This is a genomic window from Pseudomonas sp. UBA1879 (genome assembly GCF_002338065.1).
Classification (GTDB): domain Bacteria; phylum Pseudomonadota; class Gammaproteobacteria; order Pseudomonadales; family Pseudomonadaceae; genus Aquipseudomonas.
Genome location: NZ_DDHJ01000002.1, coordinates 38,106 through 57,979, shown reverse-complemented (window position 1 = coordinate 57,979; position 19,874 = coordinate 38,106). Strand labels below are relative to the sequence as shown.

20 protein-coding genes are annotated in these 19,874 nt (G+C 58.8%); 8 read left to right on the top strand and 12 right to left on the bottom strand.

The features are described 5' to 3' along the window. The first annotated feature begins 15 nt into the window (after window positions 1-15). Genes B3N48_RS02050 through B3N48_RS02025 form a run of 6 tightly spaced genes read left to right on the top strand, consistent with a single transcriptional unit; the run spans window position 16 to window position 7,331 of the window. Entirely contained in the window at window positions 16-552 is a 537-nt protein-coding gene (locus tag B3N48_RS02050) for a GspH/FimT family pseudopilin (protein ID WP_296178869.1), read from the top strand. Continuing rightward, window positions 552-1,100: a type IV pilus modification protein PilV gene (gene pilV / locus B3N48_RS02045; RefSeq protein WP_349677016.1), complete on the top strand. Its 549-nt coding sequence runs from the start codon at window positions 552-554 to the stop codon at window positions 1,098-1,100. Before B3N48_RS02050 ends, pilV (B3N48_RS02045) begins: the two co-directional genes overlap by 1 nt. Next, window positions 1,100-1,888, top strand: coding sequence for a PilW family protein (locus tag B3N48_RS02040; RefSeq protein ID WP_296178867.1), 789 nt, complete (start codon window positions 1,100-1,102; stop codon window positions 1,886-1,888). The genes pilV (B3N48_RS02045) and B3N48_RS02040 overlap by 1 nt, the downstream gene beginning before the upstream one ends. After that, the gene (locus B3N48_RS02035) at window positions 1,885-2,445 is read left to right on the top strand and encodes a pilus assembly PilX family protein (protein WP_296178866.1); all 561 of its coding nucleotides are present in this window, start codon (window positions 1,885-1,887) and stop codon (window positions 2,443-2,445) included. Before B3N48_RS02040 ends, B3N48_RS02035 begins: the two co-directional genes overlap by 4 nt. Next, on the top strand, window positions 2,445-6,914 hold the full coding sequence (locus B3N48_RS02030; RefSeq protein WP_296178865.1) for a pilus assembly protein: 4,470 nt from the start codon (window positions 2,445-2,447) through the stop codon (window positions 6,912-6,914). The genes B3N48_RS02035 and B3N48_RS02030 overlap by 1 nt, the downstream gene beginning before the upstream one ends. Before the next feature lie 12 nt (window positions 6,915-6,926). Continuing rightward, entirely contained in the window at window positions 6,927-7,331 is a 405-nt protein-coding gene (locus tag B3N48_RS02025; protein ID WP_296178864.1) for a type IV pilin protein, read from the top strand. 5 nt (window positions 7,332-7,336) lie between these two features. Here the strand turns inward: B3N48_RS02025 and B3N48_RS02020 are convergent, their stop codons facing one another. The 4 genes from B3N48_RS02020 to pilV (B3N48_RS02005) are packed head-to-tail and all read right to left on the bottom strand — an operon-like array spanning window position 7,337 to window position 9,416. Then, complete coding sequence (locus B3N48_RS02020; RefSeq protein ID WP_296178863.1) at window positions 7,337-7,753, bottom strand: type IV pilin protein; 417 nt, start codon at window positions 7,751-7,753, stop codon at window positions 7,337-7,339. Window positions 7,754-7,763: 10 nt separating this feature from the next. After that, window positions 7,764-8,252 (bottom strand): pilus assembly PilX family protein, encoded by a 489-nt coding sequence (locus tag B3N48_RS02015; protein WP_296178862.1) that lies wholly within the window; start codon window positions 8,250-8,252, stop codon window positions 7,764-7,766. Between the two features lie 10 nt (window positions 8,253-8,262). After that, a complete protein-coding gene (locus B3N48_RS02010) occupies window positions 8,263-8,964 on the bottom strand; it encodes a PilW family protein (RefSeq protein WP_296178861.1) in 702 nt (233 codons plus the stop codon). Continuing rightward, the gene (pilV, locus tag B3N48_RS02005; RefSeq protein WP_296178860.1) at window positions 8,961-9,416 is read right to left on the bottom strand and encodes a type IV pilus modification protein PilV; all 456 of its coding nucleotides are present in this window, start codon (window positions 9,414-9,416) and stop codon (window positions 8,961-8,963) included. Before pilV (B3N48_RS02005) ends, B3N48_RS02010 begins: the two co-directional genes overlap by 4 nt. 169 nt (window positions 9,417-9,585) lie before the next feature. On the opposite strand from pilV (B3N48_RS02005), the gene B3N48_RS02000 reads away from it, so the two are divergent. Then, the gene (locus B3N48_RS02000; protein ID WP_296178859.1) at window positions 9,586-10,089 is read left to right on the top strand and encodes a GspH/FimT family pseudopilin; all 504 of its coding nucleotides are present in this window, start codon (window positions 9,586-9,588) and stop codon (window positions 10,087-10,089) included. 5 nt (window positions 10,090-10,094) lie between these two features. On the opposite strand, the gene ispH is transcribed toward B3N48_RS02000, so the two are convergent. The 6 genes from ispH to murJ all read right to left on the bottom strand — a co-directional run bounded on the left by ispH (window position 10,095) and on the right by murJ (window position 17,521). After that, window positions 10,095-11,042: a 4-hydroxy-3-methylbut-2-enyl diphosphate reductase gene (ispH, locus tag B3N48_RS01995; RefSeq protein ID WP_296178858.1), complete on the bottom strand. Its 948-nt coding sequence runs from the start codon at window positions 11,040-11,042 to the stop codon at window positions 10,095-10,097. Window positions 11,043-11,124: 82 nt separating this feature from the next. Continuing rightward, window positions 11,125-11,577: an FKBP-type peptidyl-prolyl cis-trans isomerase gene (locus B3N48_RS01990; RefSeq protein WP_296178857.1), complete on the bottom strand. Its 453-nt coding sequence runs from the start codon at window positions 11,575-11,577 to the stop codon at window positions 11,125-11,127. Then, window positions 11,570-12,085, bottom strand: coding sequence for a signal peptidase II (lspA, locus tag B3N48_RS01985; protein WP_296178856.1), 516 nt, complete (start codon window positions 12,083-12,085; stop codon window positions 11,570-11,572). Before lspA ends, B3N48_RS01990 begins: the two co-directional genes overlap by 8 nt. After that, the gene (gene ileS, locus B3N48_RS01980) at window positions 12,078-14,909 is read right to left on the bottom strand and encodes an isoleucine--tRNA ligase (RefSeq protein ID WP_296178855.1); all 2,832 of its coding nucleotides are present in this window, start codon (window positions 14,907-14,909) and stop codon (window positions 12,078-12,080) included. The genes lspA and ileS overlap by 8 nt, the downstream gene beginning before the upstream one ends. Before the next feature lie 13 nt (window positions 14,910-14,922). Further along, a complete protein-coding gene (gene ribF, locus B3N48_RS01975; protein ID WP_296178854.1) occupies window positions 14,923-15,858 on the bottom strand; it encodes a bifunctional riboflavin kinase/FAD synthetase in 936 nt (311 codons plus the stop codon). Between the two features lie 118 nt (window positions 15,859-15,976). Then, window positions 15,977-17,521 carry a murein biosynthesis integral membrane protein MurJ gene (gene murJ, locus B3N48_RS01970; protein ID WP_296178853.1) on the bottom strand — a complete coding sequence of 515 codons (1,545 nt, stop codon included), beginning with the start codon at window positions 17,519-17,521 and terminating at the stop codon, window positions 15,977-15,979. 250 nt (window positions 17,522-17,771) lie between these two features. Here murJ and rpsT point away from each other — a divergent pair, with 250 nt between their 5' ends. Beyond that, window positions 17,772-18,047 (top strand): 30S ribosomal protein S20, encoded by a 276-nt coding sequence (gene rpsT, locus B3N48_RS01965; RefSeq protein ID WP_296178852.1) that lies wholly within the window; start codon window positions 17,772-17,774, stop codon window positions 18,045-18,047. A 188-nt stretch (window positions 18,048-18,235) separates the two neighbouring features. Here rpsT and B3N48_RS01960 read toward each other — a convergent pair whose 3' ends face one another. Beyond that, window positions 18,236-18,706 carry a CreA family protein gene (locus B3N48_RS01960; RefSeq protein WP_296178851.1) on the bottom strand — a complete coding sequence of 157 codons (471 nt, stop codon included), beginning with the start codon at window positions 18,704-18,706 and terminating at the stop codon, window positions 18,236-18,238. A 28-nt stretch (window positions 18,707-18,734) separates the two neighbouring features. Continuing rightward, a complete protein-coding gene (gene proB, locus B3N48_RS01955; protein ID WP_296178850.1) occupies window positions 18,735-19,853 on the bottom strand; it encodes a glutamate 5-kinase in 1,119 nt (372 codons plus the stop codon). Window positions 19,854-19,874: the final 21 nt, after the last annotated feature.

The window sequence follows — 19,874 nt, the reverse complement described above, 5'->3', positions numbered from 1 at the left end:
AACGGAATTTCCTCGATGGATTTCAGCTCTGGCATTACGCGCCCGAACTCGCGTCGCAGCTGGCAAGGTCCGCTTGGGGACAAGAGCGGCGGGTTTACCTTGATCGAATTGATGGTGGTGGTAGTGATCGTGGGGATCTTCGCGGCGATTGCGATGCCGAGTTTTTCGGGGTTGCTGCATCGGATGAATGTCAGAGCGGCCGCAGATGAGTTCTATGACCTGATGCAATACGCGCGCGCAGAAGCAGTGACCCGGGGTACGACGGTGAACATTAGCGCTGCGGTCAACACGACCAATATCATCGTAAAACTGGGGCCTGGTACGGGATCGGGCTCGGTACTGAGACAGATCGGCGCCACTGGTTTACAAACCGGTGTCTCCATCAACTCTGGAACGACCAGCGTCGACTTTTCGTCCACTGGCACTGCCTCAACAGCCGCCTGTTTCCAGGTTCTTTATCCGACCGATACCTCGGTTGCTTCTCAGTACGTTGCGTTACAAACCAGCGGCCGCATTACCGCCCCTTCCACCACCAAACCGAGTGGCTGCTGATGAGCTTGTCCGCGCGTCGCCTCAGCGCTGGCTTCAGCATGATCGAAGTGCTGGTGAGCTTGCTCATCACAGCCATCGGCGTTCTCGGCATGGTCGCGTTGCAAAGCAAGGCGATTCCTTATACCCAGGACTCGGTGCAGCGTAATACGGCAATGATGCTGGCCGATGACCTGCTCGACATCATTCGCACGGCTGGCAGCTGTACCACGGCCAATGGCTGCATCACGCCGCCGGGATCGGATTTCCCGTCCGCTCCGGACAGCTGTAATCCGACCCCTACAACGCTGTCGGCGCAGATTGGCTGCTGGGCGGCCCAAGCGGGGCGCGCGTTACCGAACGGAAAAGGCCTGCTCAACAGTGCTTTTTATATCTGCCGAAGTGTCATCCCGGGGGACGTGACAAGCTCCGGCTGCGGCACCAGCAGTGCTACCAACACCGAGATCGAAATTCAGCTCGCCTGGACGGTTAAATCTGCGGCGGAATGCATGGATCCGAACGTCACTGGCACAAACACCACCTGCACCTACCGCATCAGGACTCGCCTGTAATGAATTACCCAGCGACGCTTGCCGGATTACGACGGCATCAACGAGGACTGTCTTTGATCGAGCTGATGATCGCTATGCTCATCGGCCTGTTTTTGATACTCGGCGTCACTCAGATCTTCATCAACAACCAGAAAAGCTATTTGTTTCAACAAGGCCAATCGGGCAATCAGGAGAACGCACGGTTCTCACTCGCCGTGTTGAATCAGGAACTTTCCAAGGCGGGCTACCGAAGCAAGCCGACCACATCGTTTCCACTCGGCGCAGGTCAAGGGTGCACCTTCCCTGATGGAACATCGGTCATCGCCGTATCGGCGACCTCGCTGTGCATTCGTTACCAGGCCGCCAACAAGGGTGATGTGAATTGCCAGGGCGCGGCATTGAGCAATGGTGATCAGGACACCATACTCAATCCATATCAGCAGGCCAACCCGATCGTGGTCGAAAAAATCTGGTTCGACGGGGGTACCAACTCGATCAGTTGCACGTCCGGATCGACGACGCAGCAACTGGTCACCGGCGTTGCAGCGGTGAACTTCGAATACGGGTTCGGACAGAAAGAAAAGAAAGCCGTCACCGGCTATGCCACGAACCCGACCGACACTGTTTTTGCCGTGCGCTATTCGGTGTTGATGCAAAGCCCGGGTAACGCATCGTTACGCGACTCAGCCACAGCTACATCGAAAGCTTTGGATGAATGGAACGCACGATTCGGGACCAAGCCTGCTGAGGGTAATCAGATCTACCAGATCGTTCAGGGCACCACCATGTTGAGGAATCAGATGCAATGAGCCTCGATATGATGAGCCAATCGATGAGTCGTCATCGACAGACCGGCGCAACGTTACTGGTTGCAATCATGATGCTGTTGATCATCACGCTGCTGGCCCTGTCGAGCATGCGGGGCGTGTCGCTGGAATCACGCATCACCGGCAACCTGAAAAACCAAAAGACCCTGTTCAACGCCGCCGAAGGGGCATTGCGAATAGGCGAGAACAGTGTCAGCTATACCAAAGCGCCATCACTGGACAGCGTATGCACGGCCGCTTCTTGCGTGCGCTGGGGGCTTAAAGACCTCACCGCGACCGCTGGCAAAGACACGCCCCTGCGCTTCACGACAGGTGACCTCAATAACGTGACCAGCGTGACGACTAACTACGCCGTCAGGGTCCAGTGGTACGTCGTGGACCTCGGCAATTTGGTCGGTTCCAGCCAGGGAAATGATTTCGCGACGGGCAAAGGCCCGCACCACTATGAAGTCAATGCCTGTGCCTCCACGGTACTGTGCACCAGCGATACGACCACCCCGCGCGTTATCCTGCGCACTGTCATTGCCCGGTATTACTAATGAACACACGCCAGTACTGGACCGCCTTGCGCACGTCCAAAGCAGTGAAGCTGGTCGCAGCGCTCATGGCCGCCTGCGCGATGACGCACCCTACGGCGCAGGCCGCCGTGAGCCAAGTGCCCGCGCAAGTGCCGTTATTCGTCAACAACTCAGTGCCACCCTTGAATATGTTGGTGGTTGGCCGGGACCATAAATTGTTCTTCCCGGCCTATAACGACGCTTCCGATCTGGACGGCGATGGCACGATCGATATCCGCTACAAGCCCTCGATCGATTACCTCGGCTATTTTGACTCGTTCACCTGCTACACCTACTCGAACGGGTATTTCACCGCCTCGTCGAACACCACGAAGGCCAGTCTGAAAACCTGCCCGGGAACATGGAGCGGTGATTACCTCAACTACCTGACCACTTCTCGGGCGGACGCCCTGCGCAAGGTGCTGTACGGCGGCTATCGCAGCACCGATACCGCCACCCAGACGATTCTGGAGCGCGCTTATATTCCGACGGATGCGCACACGTGGGGCAAGGAATACAACAGCCCGACCATCGACGGCTACAACCTGTCCGACTACACGCCTATCGCTAATCCCTCTGGCGGCAACCGGGCGTTGTTCGCCAACAACACTCAAGTGTCTGCACCGCTGCTACGGGTAATTCCGAGCATCGCCAACGTGCGTATCTTCGGCTGGGTTTCCCGCGAAACCACACAAGGCGGCGTCAGAGCGACTGACACGACCACCACCCCTTTTACCGACGTAACCGTCTCTCCGACGGATTACAACGTACGGGTGGAAGTGTGCAAAAAAGATCCGGTCATCCCCCTCGAAAGCAACTGCAAGGTGTACCCCAACGGCAATGCCAAGCCCACCGGCATCCTTCACGACTATGGTGAAGGCAACCAGATGTACTTCGGATTGATGACCGGCACCTATCAAAACAACCTTCAAGGTGGAGCGATCCGTAAGGCTATCAGTAGCTTTGCCAACGAAGTGGATACCTCCACCGGTATTTTCGGCACCCCCAATGCGGCAGGTACTGCCTACACCAAAGGGGGGATCATCAGCACCCTGGATAACCTGAAAATTTCAAAAGGCGCGTGCACGACACAGGGCAACTCCATCGACAACGGCACCTGTCAGGACTGGGGCAACCCATTGGCAGAAATGATGTTCGAAACCCTGCGCTACTTCAGTGGCGTCAATGGCACTGCACAGGCCACGCCTACCGCCGGCTACCAGTCGGGTGCCAGCGATACATCGCTCGGACTCTCAGGCCTCAGTACATGGTCCAACCCCTACTCTGCCAACCCTAATCCGGACGCAAACCCGCCGACCTATCCCAGTTGCTCGAAGCCCTTCCAGACGCTGTTCAGTGACATCAGCCCGACGTATGACTCCGACTTGCCAGGCAGTGCGTACACCACGTCCAATGCGCCGGCTACCACCACCGCGCTGGCGAATTTCAGTGCCTCGTCGTTGGGCCAGACGATCTGGAACAACGACGTCGGCACTGGCAGTAAAAACATCAACATCGGTCAGACGCCCACTGTGAATGACTTGGCCCCCACGGCCAAAAGCGCGTCGAGTCTGGGCAACATCCGCGGCTTGCCGGAAGAGCCTGCCAAACAGGGGACGTTCAACGCCGGGGCCGTGGCTTACTTCGGCAACACCAACCCCATCAGTTCGGTGGGTAGCCAGAAGGTGCAGACCTTCTCTATCGCGCTGTCTTCGACATTGCCTCGCATTCAAATGCCTGTTGGGACGGGCACCATCACGCTGCTGCCTTTCGGCAAGGTCGTGAACACTAACGGCGTCACCGAGCAGATCACCGGTTTCTATATCGACTCGCTATACAACATGCCGGGCCAGCCTACCAACCCCAATATCAACGGCGGCCGGGCGCAGGCTGTGTTCCGCGTTGTATTCGACGACAGTGGGCAGGGCGGCGACTATGACATGGACGCCATCGTGCTCTACACCGTTTCGGTGATTGGCTCGGGCTCTACCGCAACCCTCGATGTGCGTCTTGAAACCCAGTATTCCCAGGCGGGCTATGAATCCCATATGGGCTACACGATTTCTGGCACGACGCAGGATGGCATCTATCTGGAAGTGACTGGCGGCGGTAACGGCAACCAGCACTATTCGCTGGATACACCCGGCACCCAGTTGCCCGGATCATGCGCCACAGGTTGCACGACCTCCGCCACGCTGCTGCCCGGAATGAGGTCAGGTAGCACGGTGGTCAATGGCGCGACGTTCAAAACCCGTAACTTCACGCCGTCGTCCGCGCGTTCGGTCACCAATCTCATGGATCCGCTGTGGTATGCCGCGAAATGGGGTGGATTTGGTGACTCGAGTAACACCTCCACCAGCCTGCCAGCGGCTGGGCAATGGGACTCCAACAAGCCCGGGACACCTGACAACTATTTCCTGGTCAGCAGCGCATCGACGCTCAAGGCCCAACTGCAGGCGGCTTTCAGTCAGATCCTGCAAAAAAACACTTCGGTAGCGCCGCCCGCAGCGGTCCCGCCGCCAAACTCTGCATCCACGTCGACGTCGACGTACACCGACAGTTTCAATGTCACGCTTTGGAGTGGCGATCTGACGAAAAGCACCGAAACGTACGACACCACAGGCACCAGCAAAACCGCAACGGTGAACTGGAACGCCTCGGAAAACCTCCCGGCGCCGGATCGCAGGACGATCAAGATCGCCAATGCGGCGGGGAACGGGCTGGTTGACTTCACGTACAGCAACCTTGCCAGCCGCAGCTTTGCGGGGACCAACTGGCAGTACTCCTCATCGAATCAGACAGGTCTTACTTCCGATCAGGTGTCATTTCTGCGAGGCGTGCGCACGCTCGAAGGTTCCGGGAACTGGCGTCGGCGTCTGACGCCGTTGGGCGATATCGTCAACTCGCAACCGGTGGTCGTGGACTCGGCGACATTTCTCACGTCTATGGGCGACTTCCTCAGCGGGGCAACGAAGTACGCAGCGTTCCAGACCAAGGCCAGCGGACGCCGCTCGCAGGTTTACGTAGGCGCCAACGACGGCATGCTGCATGGCTTCAATACCTCGACAGGCGCGGAGACATTCGCGTTCATTCCGTCTGCGGTCGTCTCAGGTTTGAGCGTTCTGACGAACAAGACTTACAACACCGACTCTTCCTTGCACCGTTTCTACGTTGACGGTACGCCGGTTGTTTCCGACGTGTATTTCAGCAGCGACAACGAATGGCATACGGTACTGGTGGGCACATTGGGCGGCGGCGGCAAGGAAGTGTTTGCGCTGGATGTGACCGATCCCGACAACGTCAAACTGTTGTGGGAATTCACGTCACAGACCGACACAGATCTGGGCTACACCTATTCCACGCCCTATATTTCCAAACTGCACACCGGTGATTGGGGCGTGATTTTTGGCAGCGGCTACAACGGCAACAACGGCAATGCCAGTCTGTTCATCCTCAACGCCGAAACAGGTGCAAGCATTGCCAAGCTGACCACGCCGGCCAGCAACCCCAAAGTGGATAACGGGTTGTCCAGCCCGGTCATCCTGGATGCCAACTCCGACGGCATCGCCGACTATGCCTATGCCGGCGACTTGCTGGGCAACCTGTGGCGCTTTGACTTGATAAAACCTGGCTCGTTGACCGATCCCGCCGTGGCAAGCAATTACAAAGTCTCTTTCGCAGGTAAACCTTTATTCACCGCATCGGCACCGACTGCCGGGGCCGCGGCGCAGTCGATCACGGCGCCTCCCGTGGTGTGGCCGCACCCATCAGGGACCGGTACGCTGATCATTTTCGGTACGGGACGCTATTTCACTTCGGCGGACAAGACGAGCACCGATCTCCAGTCCCTTTACGGCATATGGGACCCTTTGACGGCAGGGCAAACGGCAACTGCGCCTGCAGGGACCACTGCGCAAGCCGCTTTGAGTCGCAGCAATCTGCAAGCGCAAACGATGTCCACAGCCAATGGTTCGATCGGAAGCGTCAGTGGATTCAGGACAATTTCCACCAACGGCGTCGACTGGACCACCAAATACGGCTGGTACCTGGATCTGAGGAGCGGAACCACAGCCACCGGTGAACGAATGGTCGACCTGCTCGATATTCAGGGAAGCGTTCTGTTCGTTGCCACCCGCACGCCGATTACCGGCGTGTGCGATGCGGGCGTCCAAGGCAAGCGTCTGGGACTTGATCCGAACACCGGCGGAGCAACGGCTTTTTCAATCTTTGACTTTTCCCGCAATGGCATCATTGGCGTCGAAGACACGCTGTCGGGCGCCATCATCAGTGGGTTTGATTCGGCCGCCGGTGGCTTTGCGGTCGTCGCAGGTAACGGACCTTCAGGGTTGTCGACCGTCTATAACGGCGATGGACTCAACAGTGCCATGCTTGCGTTTACCGGCTTTCAGTACAGTGGTCGTCAATCCTGGCGCGTGATCCCATCACCTTGAGCAACGTTGAATATGACTATCAGACTTTCTAAAGAACGCGGTTTTACCCTCATTGAGCTGATGATTACGGTGGCGATCGTTGCGATTCTGGCGGCGATTGCCTATCCGTCGTATACCAACTATGTGAAACGGGGATACCGGTCAGAAGGGACAGCATTGCTAAGCGAAGCTACAGCACGCATCGAGCGTTATTACGCGCAGAACAACAGCTATGACATAGGCACGGATATCAGCAAAATCGGCCTCACGGCGGCATCAGCTACCGGTAAATACAGCCTGTCGGTCGCTAGCACGCCGACCTCATACACGTTTTCCGTTGCACCGCAGGGGACCCAAAAGACCGATAGCTGCGGGACGTTGACGATCAATCAGGCAGGCACCAAAACTTCAACCGGCGGCACCGACTGCTTCAAATAGCGCATTTACCTCCCCCAACACCCCTGCACACTGGCATCCCCCGACATCCCTGCGTTGTCGCGTTTGCCAGTGTTCTCCAGCACGAACCCGCCGCACTTATCCCCTGCCATCAGCCTTCCAGCAATCGGTGTCGCCACGAGTACAAACGCTTGCTCCGAGCGTTCCGCCTCGACCCTATAAAACCCATTGCCTCCCGACACCTCATGCTCCCGCACCGGCGGTCCCTGGGTGTTGGTGTACTGTCCTGCCCGTGAATAAAACCTTTCCAGCCCATGAGCCTCTTCGACCAGTAAAGTAGCGATTTCAGCGCGGCGGGTTTTGCGCAGGTGTTCGGTGTAGGACGGGTACGCAATGGCGGCCAGAATCGCGATGAGGGCGATGGCGATTGACAGTTCGATCAGGGTGAAGCCTCGTTCAGTCATACACTGCTCCTCACTGCCGCTGTCGCCACAGAACGCGACGTTCTTGGGTGTGAACACTTTCCAGCACGGTTCGCGATGCCCCGTGCAAAGCAACGGCTGTGACGCGGTAGAGTTTTTGAGGTCGCGCGGGGCTGGGCATGCCGATGAGGTCTTCGGTTTCACCAAGATGCTGAATGCCGAAAAAACCGCCTGGGGCGACGCGCCAGATCACGCCAGACGCCCCGCCCTCGCCGGCGGCTGTCAAGGTCAATGCCTCGGGCGGCGGCACGCAGGTGCGGGGTGTCGTGCATTTGGACAGAGCAAATCCGGGGGTGAGCACATGGGTCTCGGCAGTTCGTAGCACAGCTTCCGCTGCTTGAAACGACACGTCACGTAGGGCCACACTGCCCGCCATTTTTTCCTGCAACGTGGCGTTTTGCAGAGAGGACGTTGCGAGCAACGTGAGTAAAAGCAGGAAGACAAGACTGACGATCAATACCACTCCGCGTTGCCTGTTCATGCGCCACTCCTCAGCTCAGACGATTGCGGATGGCCGCAACGACGTGGAAGGTCTGTTCTTGAGTCCGGTCCGCAGGGTCGAACAACGTCAAGGTCAGGCGCACGCTGCGAATGCGCGAGTGATCGGGCTGTGAGGTGTAGCGCGTGATGCCCGGCTCATGGGTCGAGTCAGCCACGCCGAACAGCACGTTGAAGGCGCGGACGTTGCTCAACAGCGGCTGACCGTCCAGGGTCAGTTCGTTACGCCGCTCATTGAGGCGATACACATGCCGCTGGACCGGCAGTGCGATCTCTCCAGGCGCCAACGATGGGGCCCGTCCGCGTGACCATGCCGCTGCGGTTGAGACGCAGTCGGTATGCACCACCCACTCATGCCAAGGGTTGTCCGCGCCCGCCGGAGTGGTGATCAGGGTCAATGACTTCTGCCCCACATCCCACTGAACGGGGGCGTTGAACGCGTCGGTGAACCGGCCGCCGGCACTGGAATCCTGAACCGTGCCCAGACAGCCAAACATCCCGGCCCCCCGCGCTTCCTGGACCATTTTTGCGAGGACGAAACGCGCATCTTCCTGCAAGGTGGCAGACGCGTTCTGACTGAGGTAGGTGCTTTTGGCCGTTGCGAACAGCTGCGTCAGGGCCAAGGACATCACTAGGCCAATGGCCAACGCCACCATAATCTCCACCAATCCGAACCCCTGGGTGCGAGCGATCATGGTTCTGCGCTCCGAGAGGGTCGGGTCAGGCTGCTCAGGGTCAAGGTTTGTCGTGCTGGGTTTTCACCTTGGGCCCGAGAGTCGCTCCAATCCAGCGTAACGGTGACGCGGGCGGCGGTCTGTGCGACGGAGGCCTCGACGTCGCTGCCAAGCATTCGGCGGAGTTGGTCAGCGAAGTCGAAGAGGTCTTGATCACGGGGAATATTCGGGTTGCCGGAGGTGGGGGCCTGACTGAGAGAACCCAGACCATAATCAGCGCCAGGATTGGCCCGGATTCGCTCCAACAGGTCATGGGCGACAAAACTGGCCTGGGTGCTGCGCATCGCGCTATCAGTCTGTTTCAACGCGTTGAGTTGCAATATCGCCACGCCCAGAATGCCAACGGACATCACCAGAAGCGCTACCAGCACTTCGATCAGCGTCATCCCCCTCTGCCCTGAAACCCGCCTCATCGAACACTCCTTTCGCCCCTGCGCAGAGACCAGTGAAGCCGATCATTGGGAGGTTGCCTGATAGGTGTGTAACCCCTGTTTGCGGACATATCGGCTGACAATCCACGGCCTTGTCAGCGCACGGGAATGAGGGTTTTCTGGGGCGCGTCGCGATCAGGGGGCAACGACGGTGAGACAGACGGGACTGACACTGATTGAGCTGTTGGCGGGGCTGGCGTTAATAGGCATTGTTGCCGCGTTGGCCGCGCCGGCCTTCGGAGCGTTGATCGACTCGCAACGCCGTCAAGACACCGCTCAGCAACTCGCCAGCGGTTTACGACTGGCGCGGGTCGAGGCCATTTTGCGGGGGCAGCCGGTGATCATGCAGGCGCAGGAGCGTGCCTGGAGTCAGGGGTGGCAAGTGTTCGTCGACACCAATCGCAACCAATTTCTGGACGCCGATGAGGCGGTGTTGGCGGAGCGCAGCGGACACCGAAACGTAAAAGTGGTGGGTAACGGTCGAGTGTCCCAGCGCATCGGCTTCGACAGTTCTGGCAGGCTGCTCAATAACACCAACGGCACACTGGCGGTTTGTCTGAAAGACGCTCCCGCCAGTCATTATCAGATCGCGATTGCTGTCACCGGCCGCGTCACACTGCGCAGCAGCGGCTACACCACCGAACCGTGCGCCTGACGGGCTTACTGAATCTGTTGGACTCGTAATTCCTTGGGCATCGAGAAGGTAATGTTTTCTTCACGACCCGCCAACTCATCTGCCCCCACTGCACCCCAAGCCTGCAGTTGCTGAATCACACCGCGCACCAGCACTTCCGGCGCAGACGCACCTGCGGTGATGCCGATGCGCTCAACGCCATCGAACCAGCTGCGCTGCATGTCTTCGGCGCCATCGATGAGGTAGGCCGGGGTCGCCATGCGCTCGGCCAACTCGCGCAGACGGTTGGAGTTGGAGCTGTTCGGGCTGCCGACCACCAACACCACGTCGCACTCGTCCGCCAGTTGCTTGACCGCGTCCTGACGGTTTTGCGTGGCGTAGCAAATGTCGTCTTTGCGCGGACCGCCGATGGCCGGAAAGCGCGCGCGCAATGCATCGATCACCCGGCTGGTGTCGTCCATGGACAACGTCGTCTGGGTCACGAACGCCAGTTTCTCCGGGTTGACGACCTGCAGATTGGCGACGTCTTCTTCATCCTCTACCAGGTAAATCGCGCCACCATTGCTTGGGTCGTACTGGCCCATGGTGCCTTCGACTTCCGGATGGCCTTCGTGGCCGATCAGGATGCACTCGCGACCGTCGCGACTGTAACGGGCCACCTCGATGTGCACTTTGGTGACCAGTGGACACGTGGCGTCGAAGACTTTCAAGCCACGGCCCGCCGCCTCGGTGCGCACGGCTTGGGAAACGCCGTGGGCACTGAAGATAACGATGACGTCATCCGGCACCTGATCCAGCTCTTCGACGAAGATCGCGCCCCGGCTGCGCAAGTCCTCCACGACAAATTTGTTATGAACCACTTCATGGCGCACGTAAATCGGCGGTCCAAACACTTCCAGCGCGCGATTGACGATTTCGATCGCACGGTCCACCCCGGCGCAGAAGCCACGTGGGTTGGCGAGTTTGATTTGCATGATGTGCCTCGTGTCTACGCGCTATGAAACATAAAAACGAAAAGGCCCCGAACGGTGTCGGGGCCGTACGCTCTGACAATTCTCAGAGCGCCTTCACCTCGAGAATTTCCACTTCGAAGGTCAACGTCTTGCCCGACAGCGGATGGTTGAAATCGACAGTGACCTGATCGTCGTCAAATGCCTTCACCACACCCGGCAGCTCAGTATTGGCGGCATCGTTGAAGATCACCAGCAGTCCCTCGGACAATTCCATGTTCTGAAACTGCGAGCGCGGCATGACCTGCACGTTCTGCGGGTTGGGCTGACCGAAGGCGTTTTCGGGCGGCACTTCGACTCTGCGTTTGTCGCCCGCCTTGAAGCCAAAGATCAGCGCTTCGAAACCGGGCAACAGGTTGCCATCGCCGACCTTGAAGGTCGCCGGGGCTTTGTCGAACGTGCTGTCAACGGTGTTGCCGTTTTCCAGATGCAGAGCGAAATGCAGGGTAACTTCCGTGTTCTGACCGATGCGTGTTTCTTGAATGGCGTGTTCAGTCATGAACGGGCTCTCCGGTTTTCTTGCTCTTGAACATGTCCAGAGCAAGCATGATCGCGCCGACAGTAATGGCGCTGTCCGCGAAGTTGAAGGCTGGGAAGTACCAGCGGGTGTCCCAGTGCACCAACACGAAGTCGATGACATGGCCGATCGCAATGCGGTCGTACAAATTGCCCAGCGCGCCGCCCAACACCAGGGCCAGCGCAATCGCGAGCCAAGTGTCATCACGTCCCAAACGCTTCAGCCAGACCACCAGCACTGCACTGACCACCACCGCGATCAGTGCGAACAACCAGCGCTGCCAGCCCGAGCTGTCCGCCAGAAAACTGAAGGCTGCACCCGTGTTGTAGGCCAGCGTCCAGCTGAAATAGCTGGGGATGACAACAATTTGTTGATACAGGGTCAGGGCGTTCTCGAAGTAGAACTTGCTGGCCTGGTCAATGACCACGACAAGCACGCTCAACCACAGCCAGCTCAAGCGGCCCATACGGCCAGCCGACGCATTAGGCATAGTGACGAACCTCACCTGCACCGCTGATGTTGTCGACACAACGACCGCAGATTTCCGGGTGCTCGGCGCTCACACCGACGTCCTCGCGGAAGTGCCAGCAACGGGCGCACTTGGTGTAGCCCGACTTGACCACCTTCAGCTTCAGACCAGCGACGTCGGTCACTACAGCATCGGACGGTGCATTGACGAAGGGCGCTACGCCCGCCTTGGACGTGATCAGCACGAAACGCAGCTCATCGCCCAGTTTCGCCAGATCGGCTGTCAAGGCGTCCTCGGCGTAAAGCGTCACTTCGGCCTGCAAGTTGCCACCGATGGCCTTCGCCGTGCGCTGGTTTTCCAGTTCCTTGTTGACTGCCGCCTTCACTGCCATGACGCGATCCCAGTAGGCGCGGTCCAGCTCGAACCCTTCCGGCAGCTCGCTCAAACCTTCATACCAGGTGTTGAGCATGACCGACTCGTTGCGCTCGCCCGGCATGTATTGCCACAGCTCGTCAGCGGTGAACGCGAGGATCGGAGCGATCCAGCGCACCAGCGCTTCAGAGATATGGAACAGCGCCGTCTGGCACGAACGGCGCGCCTTGCTGTTGGCGCCGGTGGTGTACTGGCGGTCCTTGATGATATCCAGATAGAAGCCGCCCAGCTCCTGCACGCAGAAGTTGTGCACTTTCGAGTAGACGTTCCAGAAACGGTATTCGCCGTAGTGCTCTTGCAGCTCACGTTGCAGCAACAGCGTGCGGTCCACGGCCCAACGGTCCAGCGCCAGCATTTCATCTGCCGGCAAGAGGTCGGTCGCCGGGTTGAAGCCAGTCAGGTTGGAAAGCAGGAAACGCGCGGTGTTGCGGATACGACGGTACGCGTCGGCGCTGCGTTGCAGGATGGTTTCGGAAACGGCCATCTCGCCGGAGTAATCGGTGGCCGAAACCCAAAGACGCATGATATCGGCGCCCAGGGTGTCGTTGACCTTCTGCGGCGCGATCACGTTGCCCAGCGACTTGGACATCTTCCGGCCGTTCTCGTCGACGGTGAAGCCGTGGGTCAACAGCTCACGGTACGGCGCATGGCCATCAATGGCACTGCCGGTCAGCAGGGACGAGTGGAACCAGCCGCGGTGTTGGTCAGAACCTTCCAGGTACAGGTCGGCGCGTGGGCCGCTGTCGTGGCCCATTGGGTGCGAACCACGCAAAACATGCCAGTGCGTGGTGCCCGAGTCGAACCAGACGTCCAGCGTGTCAGAGATCTTGTCGTACTGCGAAGCTTCATCACCCAGCAATTCCGCGGCGTCCATCTTGAACCAGGCTTCGATGCCCTCGTTCTCGACGCGCTTGGCCACTTCTTCCATGAGCTCAACGGTGCGCGGATGCAGTTCGCCGCTTTCCTTGTTCAGGAAGAACGGGATCGGCACGCCCCAGTTGCGTTGACGGGAGATGCACCAGTCAGGGCGGTTGGCAATCATCGAATGCAAACGCGCCTGCCCCCACGAAGGGACGAATTTGGTTTCTTCGATGGCCTTGACCGCACGATTGCGCAAGGTATCGCCCGAAGCAGGCTGCCTGTCCATGCCCACGAACCACTGCGCGGTAGCGCGGTAGATAAGGGGGCTCTTGTGGCGCCAGCAATGCATATAACTGTGGGTGATGGTTTCGGTGTGCAGCAGCGCACCGACTTCCTGCAGCTTATCGATGATGGCCGGATTGGCCTTCCAGATGAACTGGCCGCCAAAGAATTCCAACGATTCCGAGTACACGCCGTTGCTCTGCACCGGGGTCAGAATCTCGTCGTTGGTCATGCCGTAATGCTTGCAGGTCACGAAGTCATCTTCACCGTAAGCAGGGGCGGAGTGAACCACGCCGGTGCCTGCGCCCAGCTCGACGTACTCGGCCAGGTAAACCGGCGACAGACGATCGTAGAAAGGGTGACGGAAGTTGACGCGCTCCAGCGCCGCACCCGGTGCAGTCGCCATTACCGAACCTTCGAGATTCCAGCGTTTGAGGGACGCTTCGACCAGCTCTTGTGCCAGCACCAGCAGACGCTCACCGGTGTCCACCAGCGCGTAGGTGAATTCAGGGTGAACGTTGAGCGCCTGGTTCGCCGGAATGGTCCACGGCGTGGTGGTCCAGATCACGATGGCTGCAGGTTTGCTCAGGCTCGAAAGGCCAAACACCGCAGCGAGCTTGTCGGCATCGGCGACCGGGAAGGCGACATCGATGGTCGATGACTTTTTGTCCTGATATTCGACCTCCGCTTCCGCCAGGGCAGAACCGCAATCGAAACACCAGTTAACAGGCTTGAGACCCTTGAACACGAAGCCATTCTTGACCATTTCGGCCAACGCACGGATCTCCCCGGCTTCGTTGACGAAGTCCATGGTGCGATACGGGTTGGCCCAATCGCCCAGCACACCCAAGCGAATGAATTCGGCTTTCTGACCTTCGATCTGCTCGGCGGCATACGCACGGCACAGTTCGCGAGTTTTGTCGGCAGGCAGGTTTTTACCGTGAGTGACTTCGACCTTGTGCTCGATCGGCAGACCGTGGCAGTCCCAGCCCGGCACATAAGGTGCGTCGAAGCCCGACAGGGTCTTCGAACGGACGATCATGTCCTTGAGAATCTTGTTGACCGCATGACCGATGTGGATGTTGCCGTTGGCGTACGGAGGACCGTCGTGCAGGACGAACTTTGGACGATCTTTGCCAATTTCGCGCAGCTTCTGGTACAGGCCAATGCTGTCCCAGCGCTGCAGAGTTTGCGGCTCGCGCTGGGGCAGGCCGGCCTTCATTGGGAAGGCGGTGTCCGGAAGATTAAGCGTGGCTTTGTAGTCGGTCATTTCAGGCTCTAAATTAGCGGTTGACCATGCCCCAGTGGGCACGGGCGGCAGCGACATCCGCATCGATCGCCGTCTTAAGCGCCTCAAGCGAGGCAAAACGCTGCTCATCACGCAGCTTTTGGTGGAAGACCACCGTCAGGCGCCGGCCATAGATATCACCGGCAAAATCCAGCAGATGTATTTCAAGGTGGGGACGTCCATCCCCCGCCACGCTAGGCCGCACGCCAATGTTGGCAACACCCGGCCACACCTTGCCGTCGATCTGCGCGCTGACCAGATAAACCCCGGTCAACGGCACGCGACGGCGCTTGAGCTGCACATTTGCGGTCGGCGTACCCAATTGACGCGCCAGCTTCTGTCCATGCAGTACACGGCCTGATATCTCGAACGGCCGCCCCAGCAGCCGCTCGGCGAGGGCAAAGTCCCCGGCAGACAGCGCGGTGCGCACCTTGGTGCTGCTGACGCGCTCACCTTCAATTTCGACCGTCTGCGCCGCTTCGACACTGAAGCCTTTTTCGGCACCGACCTTCTGCAAGAACGCGAAATCGCCTAGCCGGTCGCAACCAAAACGAAAATCGTCACCGACCTCCAGATGCTTCACGCCCAGGCCGTCGATCAACACGGTGTCGACGAATTCGGCAGCGCTCAGTTTGCACAAGCGCTGATTGAACGCCAGGCAAAGCACCAGATCGACGCCCTCGGCGGCCAGCAGATCAAGCTTGTCTCTCAAGCGCGCCAGACGCGCCGGGGCTGTCTCGGGCGCGAAGAACTCACGCGGCTGCGGCTCGAAAATCACGACGCAACTGGGCAGGCCCAATTCCACGGCGCGCTCACGCAACCGCGCCAGGATCGCCTGGTGGCCACGATGAACGCCGTCGAAATTGCCAATAGTGGCGACGCAGCCCCGATGCTGGGGGCGCAGGTTGTGAAGGCCTCGAACCAGCTGCATAACGCGCTTCTTGCTCATAAAGTGGCCGATTATAACCACACACCGCCGTCAACGACAGGCGACGCATCCTGCCAAACAACAACAATCGGCGTTAACCGGCAAAAACCGACGACTGATCCTACATGATTGCCTTGCGGGCAAAATCCTTGAGGCGAAACCCCAGCAACAGCAACATGCCGAAATAGGCAATCACCCCCGCAACCACTAACCCGCCCAACCGGACAAACCGCTCGATCATTTGCCCGTCCGACCAGGATGGCATCACGTGCATCAAGCCCAGCAGAACAGCCGACATCACCAAGACTGCCACGAAGAGCTTGATCAGGAACGCAGGCCAACCCGGTTGCGGCTGGTACAGGTCCTGTTTGCGGAGTTGCCAATAAAGAAGCAAAGCATTCAGGCACGCGCCCATGCTGATGGCCAATGCCAACCCGGCATGGGCCAGCTGTACGCCATAGACGAACAATACGTTGAAGGCTTGCGTCACTATGAGGGTGAAGATGGCGATTTTCACCGGCGTGCGAATATTTTGTTGAGCGTAGAAGCCTGGAGCCAACACCTTGATCACAATGATGCCGAGCAGCCCGACGGCGTAACCGATCAGCGCACGCTGAGTCATCGCGGCATCGTGACCATCGAACTTGCCATATTGAAAAAGCGAAACAGTGAGCGGCTCGGCGAGCAATCCAAGCGCCAGGGTGCAGGGCAGCACCAGCACGAAACACAGACGCAGACCCCAATCCAGAATGCGCGAATACTCCTGACGGTCCCGGTTGGCGTAAGTCTTGGAAAGAATCGGCAGCAAAATCGTACCCAACGCCACACCCAGCACCCCCGATGGCAACTCCATCAGACGGTCGGCGTAGTACATCCACGACACCGAGCCAGCCACCAGAAACGACGCGAAGATGGTGTTGATGATCAGGGAAATCTGACTAACCGATACCCCCAACATGGCCGGCAGCATCTGTTTCATCACGCGCCAGACACCCGCGTCCTTCAGGTTAAGCCTCGGCAGCACCAGCATGCCGATCTTCTTGAGGTGCGGCAGTTGATACAGCAGTTGCAACAGGCCGCCCGCCAGCACCGCCCACCCGAGGGCCATCACTGGCGGGTGAAAATATGGCGTGAGAAACAGCGCGAAGAAGATCATTGCCAGGTTGAGCAGCGTCGGCACGCAGGCGGGCACCGAGAACCGGTTCCACGTGTTGAGAATGGCCCCCGCCAGCGATGACAGTGAAATCAGCAATATATAAGGAAAGGTCACGCGCAGCAGATCGGAGGTCAGCTGGAATTTTTCCGGCGTGTCGGCGAAACCCGGTGCCGTCGCCCAGATCACCCATGGCGCGAACAGAATGCCCAGCACCGTGACCACCGCCAGCGCCAGGGTCAGCAACCCAGTGACATACGCAACGAACGTCCGGGTCGCCTCCTCCCCTTGCTGGCTTTTATATTCCGCAAGGATCGGGACGAATGCCTGAGAGAAGGCGCCCTCGGCAAAAATCCGGCGCAGCAGGTTAGGCAATTTGAAGGCGATAAAGAAAGCATCCGTCGCCATCCCGGCACCGAAAGCCCGGGCGATAATGGTGTCGCGGATAAAGCCCAGAACCCGCGAAAGCATTGTGATAGAGCTAACGGCGGCAAGCGATTTGAGTAGATTCATCGAAAGGTTGTGCGCCCGACCAAAGGAAGCGCCAAAGCGCTTGCCATTTATGCGATACTCCGCGCCGCAAAACAGCACTGAGCCAAAACCCGCGAGTTTACAGGTCGCACGCCGGAAAGAAATGACCACGGCATCACACGGCGACCACTCAGCGGAACGCATCAACTGCCCTTGACAAGCACCAAACTCATCGGCATGATTCGCGGCCTATTTTGTTAGCTATTTCCCAAGTCTTTCGAGGAGCTCGACGGTGGCCAACACACCTTCCGCCAAAAAACGTGCAAAACAGGCTGAGAAGCGTCGCAGCCACAACGCCAGCCTGCGTTCCATGGTTCGTACCTACATCAAGAACGTAGTGAAAGCCATCGACGCAAAAGACGCTGAAAAAGCGCAAGCTGCTTATGTTCTGGCCGTGCCAGTTATCGACCGCATGGCCGATAAAGGCATCATCCACAAGAACAAAGCTGCTCGCCATAAGAGCCGCCTGAACGGTCACGTCAAGGCTCTGAACCAAGCTGCAGCCTAAGCGACTGTTTACAAAAAACCGACCTCAGGGTCGGTTTTTTATTGCCTGCGATTTACCCGCCACCACAACCCCTATCGAGTGCCTGCGCACTGGCGAAAGTGGCGTGACAGGAACGGAAGTGGCGACTGATCTTCCGCGTTCAACAGCAGACCAGCCCCTACAACAGCGGCAACACCCAAAAAATCACTTCAAGGTGCAGGCGCAGGTGACCACTGCACGATCGGAATCGCTGTGACCGCATTCTGCGGGCTGCCTTCGATCACGCGATCGCTGTAGACGAGGTACACCAGCGTATTGCGCTTTTTGTCGAGGAAGCGCACGACCTGCATGGTCTTAAACACCAGAGACGTACGCTCCTTGAACACTTCGTCGCCGTCCTTGAGCTCACCTTTGAAATGGATGGGGCCAACCTGGCGACAGGCAATCGATGCTTCGGCACGATCTTCGGCCAAGCCTAACCCACCCTTCAGCCCGCCTGTCTTGGCACGCGACAAATAGCAGGTCACACCGTCGACCTTGGGATCGTCGAATGCCTCGACGACGATCCGGTCGTTCGGGCCGACGAATTTGAATACGGTCGATACCTGACCAATCTCTTCAGCTGATGCCAATACGGGCAACATCAGCAAAGCGCCCAACAAGCTTCTTACGAATCGCATTGCAGTTTCCTGTATCAGAGAGCCCGATTCACACCAGAATCAGGTTGTCGCGATGGACCAATTCGGGTTCTGCCATGTATCCCAACGTTTTAACGATGGAGTCTGACGGCAGACCAATGATTTTCTGCGCTTCGAGTGCGCTGTAGTTGCTCAAGCCACGGGCGATTTCGCGGCCGTCCGCAGCCACGCACACCACCATTTCGCCTCGACGGAAGCTGCCCTGCACCACTTTTACCCCCACCGGCAACAGGCTCTTGTGGCTTTCAGTGAGCGCTTTGACTGCGCCGTCGTCCAGCACCAGCGTGCCACGGGTTTGCAGATGTCCGGCCAGCCACTGCTTGCGCGCCGCCAACATCTCGCGCTCAGGCGACAGCAGTGTGCCCAGTCGCTCGCCGGCCTTCAGGCGCGCCAGTACGCGCTCAATGCGGCCACCTACGATGACCGTGTGTGCACCCGATCGTGCCGCCAGACGCGCAGCACGCAGCTTGGTCTGCATCCCTCCGCGACCCAGCGCGCCGCCGGCACCGCCCGCCACAGCATCCAGCCCCGGATCATCGGCGCGGGCTTCGTAGATCAACTGCGCTTCAGGGTTATTGCGTGGATCGGCATCGAACATGCCGTCGCGGTCGGTGAGGATGACCAGCAGATCGGCCTCCACCAGATTGGCAACCAGCGCTGCGAGCGTATCGTTGTCGCCAAAGCGGATTTCATCAGTCACGACCGTGTCGTTTTCATTGATGACCGGCACGACACCCAGCTCGACCAGCGTGCGCAGGGTGCTGCGCGCATTGAGGTAGCGCTTGCGGTCGGACAGGTCGTCATGGGTCAGCAGAATTTGCGCCGTGTGGCGGCCATGCTCCGCGAAGCTGGACTCCCAAGCCTGAACAAGGCCCATCTGGCCGATTGCGGCCGCGGCTTGAAGCTCATGCATGGCACTCGGTCGCGCAGCCCAGCCCAGTCGACTCATCCCGGCCGCCACCGCGCCGGAAGAAACCAGAACCAGCTCGACGCCCGCCTCATGCAGCGCCACCATCTGCTCGACCCAAACACCCATCGCGTTGCGATCAAGACCTTTGCCGTCCGCCGTCAGCAGCGCACTTCCGATCTTCACGACCCAACGCTGGGCACCTGTCACCTTGCTCCGCATGATCTTTCAACCTTAAGCCAG

Bases quoted from the DNA above. Each gene is read 5' to 3' on its own strand.
- ileS (WP_296178855.1), bottom strand. From the start codon at position 14,909: ATGACCGACTACAAAGCCACGCTTAATCTTCCGGACACCGCCTTCCCA.
- B3N48_RS01960 (WP_296178851.1), bottom strand. From the start codon at position 18,706: ATGCGATTCGTAAGAAGCTTGTTGGGCGCTTTGCTGATGTTGCCCGTA.
- B3N48_RS02015 (WP_296178862.1), bottom strand. From the start codon at position 8,252: ATGAACAGGCAACGCGGAGTGGTATTGATCGTCAGTCTTGTCTTCCTG.
- proB (WP_296178850.1), bottom strand. From the start codon at position 19,853: ATGCGGAGCAAGGTGACAGGTGCCCAGCGTTGGGTCGTGAAGATCGGA.
- B3N48_RS02025 (WP_296178864.1), top strand. From the start codon at position 6,927: ATGACTATCAGACTTTCTAAAGAACGCGGTTTTACCCTCATTGAGCTG.
- pilV (WP_296178860.1), bottom strand. From the start codon at position 9,416: ATGAGGCGGGTTTCAGGGCAGAGGGGGATGACGCTGATCGAAGTGCTG.
- B3N48_RS02020 (WP_296178863.1), bottom strand. From the start codon at position 7,753: ATGACTGAACGAGGCTTCACCCTGATCGAACTGTCAATCGCCATCGCC.
- pilV (WP_349677016.1), top strand. From the start codon at position 552: ATGAGCTTGTCCGCGCGTCGCCTCAGCGCTGGCTTCAGCATGATCGAA.
- ribF (WP_296178854.1), bottom strand. From the start codon at position 15,858: ATGCAGCTGGTTCGAGGCCTTCACAACCTGCGCCCCCAGCATCGGGGC.
- lspA (WP_296178856.1), bottom strand. From the start codon at position 12,085: ATGCCTAATGCGTCGGCTGGCCGTATGGGCCGCTTGAGCTGGCTGTGG.
- B3N48_RS02030 (WP_296178865.1), top strand. From the start codon at position 2,445: ATGAACACACGCCAGTACTGGACCGCCTTGCGCACGTCCAAAGCAGTG.
- murJ (WP_296178853.1), bottom strand. From the start codon at position 17,521: ATGAATCTACTCAAATCGCTTGCCGCCGTTAGCTCTATCACAATGCTT.
- B3N48_RS02040 (WP_296178867.1), top strand. From the start codon at position 1,100: ATGAATTACCCAGCGACGCTTGCCGGATTACGACGGCATCAACGAGGA.
- B3N48_RS02010 (WP_296178861.1), bottom strand. From the start codon at position 8,964: ATGATCGCTCGCACCCAGGGGTTCGGATTGGTGGAGATTATGGTGGCG.
- B3N48_RS02035 (WP_296178866.1), top strand. From the start codon at position 1,885: ATGAGCCTCGATATGATGAGCCAATCGATGAGTCGTCATCGACAGACC.
- B3N48_RS02050 (WP_296178869.1), top strand. From the start codon at position 16: ATGGATTTCAGCTCTGGCATTACGCGCCCGAACTCGCGTCGCAGCTGG.
- ispH (WP_296178858.1), bottom strand. From the start codon at position 11,042: ATGCAAATCAAACTCGCCAACCCACGTGGCTTCTGCGCCGGGGTGGAC.
- B3N48_RS01990 (WP_296178857.1), bottom strand. From the start codon at position 11,577: ATGACTGAACACGCCATTCAAGAAACACGCATCGGTCAGAACACGGAA.